Origin of the sequence: Dialister sp. UBA1703 (assembly GCA_002320515.1) — a bacterium.
GTDB lineage: Bacteria > Bacillota > Negativicutes > Veillonellales > Dialisteraceae > Dialister.
On record DCJJ01000043.1, the window covers coordinates 1 to 5,805 of the forward strand.

Consider the following 5,805-nt stretch of genomic DNA (forward strand, 5'->3'; position numbering starts at 1 on the left):
AGCGAGCCGGAAGGGGTCAGCCGCAAAGCGGCCTATAAAATTATTGCCCGCAGGGCAATCCACACCCCTTTGAACCATTTAAACCCTCTGAACCTTCACCCTCAGGCTCGAAGCCCCCTTTGGTGGCTGACGCCACCACCTTTACCCAAAGGGAAGCGTGCCACACGATTCTCAGGTCGCTCTGCTCCCCTACGAATCGTGTTCCCTTGCCACCCCGCAAGCGGGGGAACAATAAAAGGAGGAACGAACTCTCCACACACGTGACACATTGCCCCATACTCTATGATTCCATATAGTCATATATTGCATGAAAATGGTATAATATCCTAAATGGCGGAAAAGGCGGTGAGATAATGGCCAGGCGCAGGGGACTGAAGAAGTGGGACCGGGTGACGGTGGAAGGCTGGCTCAGGCTGATGGGCGATACTTCGGTGATGAGTCATCTGATGATGGAAATTTTTGGCCGTCTTTACGATTCCACGGACCATATGGACAACGGGAAGAGTATCGCCTCTGCCCTCCATATGGAGTACCGGGCCCTGAATTCTGCGGTAGGCTGGGCGGGGACGAAAATCCGGGAGATGGTGGAGAAGGGTCTTGTGCCGGTGTATCCGGAAAAGGAAAAGAAAACCCTGGCCGCTCCTTCCCTGGTGCAGGAAAGCCTCGGGGAGGCGTCTTTGGAAGAAAAAGCGTCGGAGACGTCTGAGACCATGGCGCCCTGGGAGTATGTGTTTGACGGGGCGGAAGGGGATAACGGCGTTTATTTCTGGATTTTGAAGCCGGAGGCAGCTTCCGCCTACCGGGAAATCCGGGAAGCGGGAAGCCGGGAAATCGCTTCTATTTCCAAAATCCTGGAGGACGATGAAACGGCAGATGGGGTGGAGGAAAGTCTTTTTTCCCTTCCTTCCGACGATACGGTGCGGTCCATCCGGCGGCTGCTGGAAAAGGAGCGCTATTTCCAGCGGAAGTCCTTCCGCCTTGCCCATCCCTGCTGTGTGGTATGCGGGGCAGACCGGATTTCTCTTCTAAAGGCTGTGCCCTATGGAGAAAAGGGGACGGCGGAGCGGGGGCTCCTTTTCTGCCCCACCCACGGCACTCTTTTTGCAGCCCATTTGATTTCTTATAACAGTAAAGGGGAGCTTCTTGTTTCAGGCAGGCTGTCGGAGGAGGAGCGGGCCCTGTTTCATCTGACGGCGGGGGAGAAGGCCCACGGGTCTTTTGTACGGCGCCGCATGGCAGAACATCGGAAGGTTTTTAACCGGGAAGGCGGGAAAAGGAAATGATTTTATCGGGCAGGGAAATCGTAAGACATATGGGGGAAGAAATTATCATCAGGCCCTTTGATATGAGCAAGGTGAACCCAAACAGCTACAACCTTACGCTGGCTGACGAGCTTATGGTTTATGAAAATCATGAGCTGGACATGAAGAAAAGAAATGAGGGACGGCTTCTCCATATTCCGGAGGAGGGCATCGTGCTCCAGCCCAATAAGCTTTACCTGGGACGGACCAGGGAGTACACGAGGACGAAATGCTTCGTGCCTATGCTGGAGGGACGCTCTTCTATCGGCCGTCTGGGCCTTTTCATTCACGTCACCGCAGGATTCGGGGATGTAGGCTTTTCCGGCTACTGGACGCTGGAAATGTTCTGCGTGCAGCCCATCCGCATTTACGCAGGCGTGGAAATCTGCCAGATTTATTTCCATACGGTTCTCGGGGAAGCGGACAGCTATAATGGAGGCAAGTATCAGAACAATCAGGGGATTCAGCCCAGCCTCCTTTACAAAGATTTCGAAAAGTAGTATTATAATGGTAAGTTTATAACACATGGGGCGAAGAAGCTGCAGCTGACGTATAGGTTTTTCCTATGCGCCGGGCTGCTTTTTTATTTCACCCTTTGTGGCTTTGTGAAAGGACGGATGGAATTTCAAGGAGAACCGGACTTTCCATTTGAGGGTATTTAAGGAGGACAGTATGATGAAGAAGGCATTGAAAAAACTGATGGTAGCAGGTGCATTTTGTCTGGCTGGTACAGCTCTTCTTGCAGGCTGCGGCGGCAGCTCCGGCTCCGGATCCGGCTCTGCAGGCGGCAAGCAGTTCCTGAATATCGCCACCGGCGGCACGGCAGGCACCTATTATCCCCTGGGCGGCGCTCTGGCTGAACTTTTGAACCAGAACATTAAGGGCATGAACGCATCTGCCCAGTCCACCGGCGCATCGGTAGCCAACGTAAATATGCTGAAGGACGGTTCTGTAGATATTGCTTTCATTCAGAACGATATCGCCTACTATGCAGCTAACGGCAAGGAAATGTTCAAAGACAACAAGATGGATAATATCCGCGGTCTGGCTGCCCTGTATCCGGAAACCATCCAGTTCGTAACCACCCAGGATAAGGGTATCAAGACCGTAGCGGACCTGAAGGGCAAGAAGGTGGCTGTCGGTGCATCCGGCTCCGGCGCCGAAGCCAATGCCCGCCAGATTCTGGAAGCCTATGGCATTACCTACAATGATATTGACGTACAGTACCTCTCCTTCGGCGAAGCTGCCAATGCACTGAAGGACGGCAACGTAGATGCAGGCGTAGTAGTAGCAGGCTTCCCGACCGCCGCTATCCAGGACCTGGCTGCCAATAAATCCGCTGCCATCGTCAACATCGACCCGAAGATTGTTGACCAGCTCATGCAGAAATATCCGTATTACACCAAGATGACCATTCCGAAGGGCACCTATCCCGGACAGGATGAAGACGTCAATACGGTAGCTGTAAAGTGCGTCATCGTCACCACCGATAAGCTCAGCGACGATCTGGGCGAACAGATCGTGAAGGCTATCTATGAACATCTGGACCGTATGAAAGCTGCCCATGCCGTAGGTAAGTACATCACCAAGGATACCGCCCTGGAAGGCATGTCCGTGAAGATGAACGCCGGCGCTGAAAAGTACCTGAAGGCTAAATAAGGAAGAATCCCCAACGGATCCATACCTTGCATAGAAAGGAGGGAGAACGGGCCTTACTGGGGTCCGTTCTCGCTTTCATGAAGAAACAGAAAAATGGGACACTGGAAACAGTAATCATCATCATCGGTATCATCGTGGCCCTGGTCACAGGGGTGGGCGGCTGGTACATCCGCATGCCCTTCCTCTTTGCCCAGACCTCTGACGGAATCATCATGAAGCAGCGGGTGGACGCCGGTACGCCGGTCACCCTTGCCTACCACCATTCCGTACAGAAAACCATGATTTACGAATACCTGGAAGTGAACAAGATAGCAAACGGATTTGTCCTCAAATCCACCAAGTATCAATCTATGGGGGTGGGGCTTCCCTTTTCCGCTGACGAGGGAAAGTTCCGGGAAGAAGACGGCTGGTTTATTCTGGATGACATCAACCGGAATTATCCCGAGCTGTCCATCCGCAACGGAGTGACAAACCATGGCGTCCTTACTGTGGGCGACAAAGACTACAACCTGGATGAAATGGTTCCTCTGGGAAAAGAACTGAAGCTATATGTAGCACCGCTTTATAAAGGGTGGTACATGAAAAAAGAAATTAGGAGTTGATTATATTGGCTGATTTAGAAAAAAAGGGAACACCTGCCGCCCCCACAGGGCAGGCAGATGGTGCATTGACTGATGAACTGCAGGAAAAACTGAAATCCCTGGACAAAGAGTCAAACACCATGGAATATGCAGGCATCTGCGGCAAGATCGTGGCTGCCCTCTGCATCTGCTTTTCGCTCTTCCAGATATATACCGGTATCTTCGGTACACTGGACGCCATGATCCAGCGCTGCGTCCACCTGTCCTTCGGCATATCTCTGGTATTCCTCCTCTGCCCTACGAAGAAATCCTGGATTAAGGGCGGACGATTCCATCCTATTGATATCCTCTTCACCGTACTGGCAGTCATCCCGCCGGTATACATCCTGGTGAACTACCAGCAGCTCATCCTCCGCGCCGGCACCGTTACACCTACCGACGCCCTGGTGGGCCTCCTGGGGATTGTGATGGTACTGGAAGCTGCCCGCCGTATCGTAGGCCTTCCTATCGTCATCGTGGTTCTCTGCTTCCTGCTTTATGGCTTCCTGGGTCCCTACATGCCCGGGCCTCTGGCACACAGAGGACTCACCATCAACCAGATGGTAGGGCACCTTTTCTTCACCACCGAAGGCGTCTTCGGTATTCCTCTGGGCGTATCGTCCACCTTCATCTTCCTCTTCATCCTCTTCGGCGCTTACCTGGAAAAGACAGGCCTTGGCAAGTTTTTCATCGATATTGCCAATGCCCTGGCCGGCTGGGCCTCCGGTGGACCGGCTAAAGTAGCGGTCATCTCCAGTGCCCTTCAGGGTACCATTTCCGGCTCTTCCGTAGCCAACGTAGTAGGTTCCGGCTCCTTCACCATTCCTATGATGAAGAAACTGGGCTACCACAAAAACTTCGCCGGCGCCGTAGAAGCCGCCGCTTCCACCGGCGGGCAGCTCATGCCGCCGATTATGGGCGCCGCTGCCTTCCTCATGGCTGAATTCGTAGGCATCCCCTACATGGAAGTCGTCAAAGCCGCCGTGGTTCCCGCCATCCTTTACTTCTTGGGCGTATTCCTGGGCGTTCATTTCGAAGCCAAGAAAAACCACCTGGAAGGCACCCCCAGAAGCCAGCTGGAACCCTGGGGCAGGATTATGAAAGAAGAAGGCCATCTGGCTATTCCGCTTATTGCCATCATTGCCCTCCTGGCCTCCGGCTACACCCCCATGAAAGCAGCCCTGGCAGGCATCTTCATTTCCATCGGCAGTGCCATGCTCCGGGCCAGCACCCGCATGAACTTCTATGACATTGTAGACGGCCTCATCAAAGGTGCCAGAGGCGCCCTGGGCGTCATCATCGCCTGCGCCTCCGCCGGCATGATTATCGGTATCGTTACCAAAACCGGCGTAGGTCTGAAACTGGCTTCCGCTCTGGTTACCGTGGCAGCAGGCAACTTCATGCTTCTGCTTCTCTGCACCATGCTCACCTCCCTCATTCTGGGCATGGGCGTGCCTACCACGGCCAACTACGTCATTACCTCCACTATCGCTGCACCGGCCCTCATCCAGCTGGGCGTACCGATTCTGGCGGCTCATATGTTTGTATTCTACTTCGGCATTATCGCCGACATTACCCCGCCGGTAGCCCTGGCTGCCTACGCAGGATCTGCCATTTCCGGCGGTGACCCTCTGAAGACCGGGGTGAATGCATCGAAACTGGGCATAGCTGCCTTCATCATTCCATATGTATTCGTCCTCTCTCCGCAGATACTCGGCATCGGTGCCACCTTCGGCGGCGTGCTCTTCACTACCTGCACCGCTATCATCGGCATGGCCGGCATCTCCGGCGCCATGATCGGCCAGTTCTACTGCAAAGCCAATGTACTTGAAAGACTCCTCCTCCTTGCCGGCGGCCTCTGCCTCATCGATCCTCATACCCTCACCGATATCATAGGCATAGCCATTCTGGTCGGCGTCTTCGCCCTCCAGTACTTCCGCAGCAAGAAAGCCAAAGCCGCTGAAGCCTGAAGAAAAATGCTCCTCACCATGAGGGGCATTTTTTTATGGAGAAAATGTGCAGCGAGCTTTCATCTCATAAGTGGCTCCAAGTAAAGCGCCGGTTTGTTGTGTCCCCCGCTTTTGCGGGGGAAAGGTGGTGCCGCAGGCACCAAAGGGGGAAAAGCCGCGCCAGCGGCTAATTAAGCTGAACGTTTAGCAGGATACTTGAGAAAAATGCAAATTCCCGTAACGCCCTTGTTTCCCCTTGAGGGGAAGAGGGCCACG

General features: G+C 53.9%; 5 protein-coding genes. All 5 read left to right on the forward strand.

The annotated features are described in order from the left end of the window. Nucleotides 1–353 precede the first annotated feature (353 nt). Nucleotides 354–1,283, forward strand: a complete 930-nt coding sequence (locus B2Y11_RS02035) for a type II restriction endonuclease (RefSeq protein WP_291055517.1) — start codon at nucleotides 354–356, stop codon at nucleotides 1,281–1,283. After that, on the forward strand, nucleotides 1,280–1,801 hold the full coding sequence (gene dcd / locus B2Y11_RS02040) for a dCTP deaminase (protein ID WP_291055520.1): 522 nt from the start codon (nucleotides 1,280–1,282) through the stop codon (nucleotides 1,799–1,801). The genes B2Y11_RS02035 and dcd overlap by 4 nt, the downstream gene beginning before the upstream one ends. A 172-nt stretch (nucleotides 1,802–1,973) precedes the next feature. Further along, nucleotides 1,974–2,960 (forward strand): TAXI family TRAP transporter solute-binding subunit, encoded by a 987-nt coding sequence (locus tag B2Y11_RS02045; RefSeq protein WP_291055523.1) that lies wholly within the window; start codon nucleotides 1,974–1,976, stop codon nucleotides 2,958–2,960. Nucleotides 2,961–3,037: 77 nt separating this feature from the next. Continuing rightward, a complete protein-coding gene (locus B2Y11_RS02050; RefSeq protein ID WP_291055526.1) occupies nucleotides 3,038–3,562 on the forward strand; it encodes a DUF1850 domain-containing protein in 525 nt (174 codons plus the stop codon). Nucleotides 3,563–3,567: 5 nt separating this feature from the next. Next, on the forward strand, nucleotides 3,568–5,550 hold the full coding sequence (locus B2Y11_RS02055; RefSeq protein WP_291055529.1) for a TRAP transporter permease: 1,983 nt from the start codon (nucleotides 3,568–3,570) through the stop codon (nucleotides 5,548–5,550). Nucleotides 5,551–5,805 lie beyond the last annotated feature (255 nt).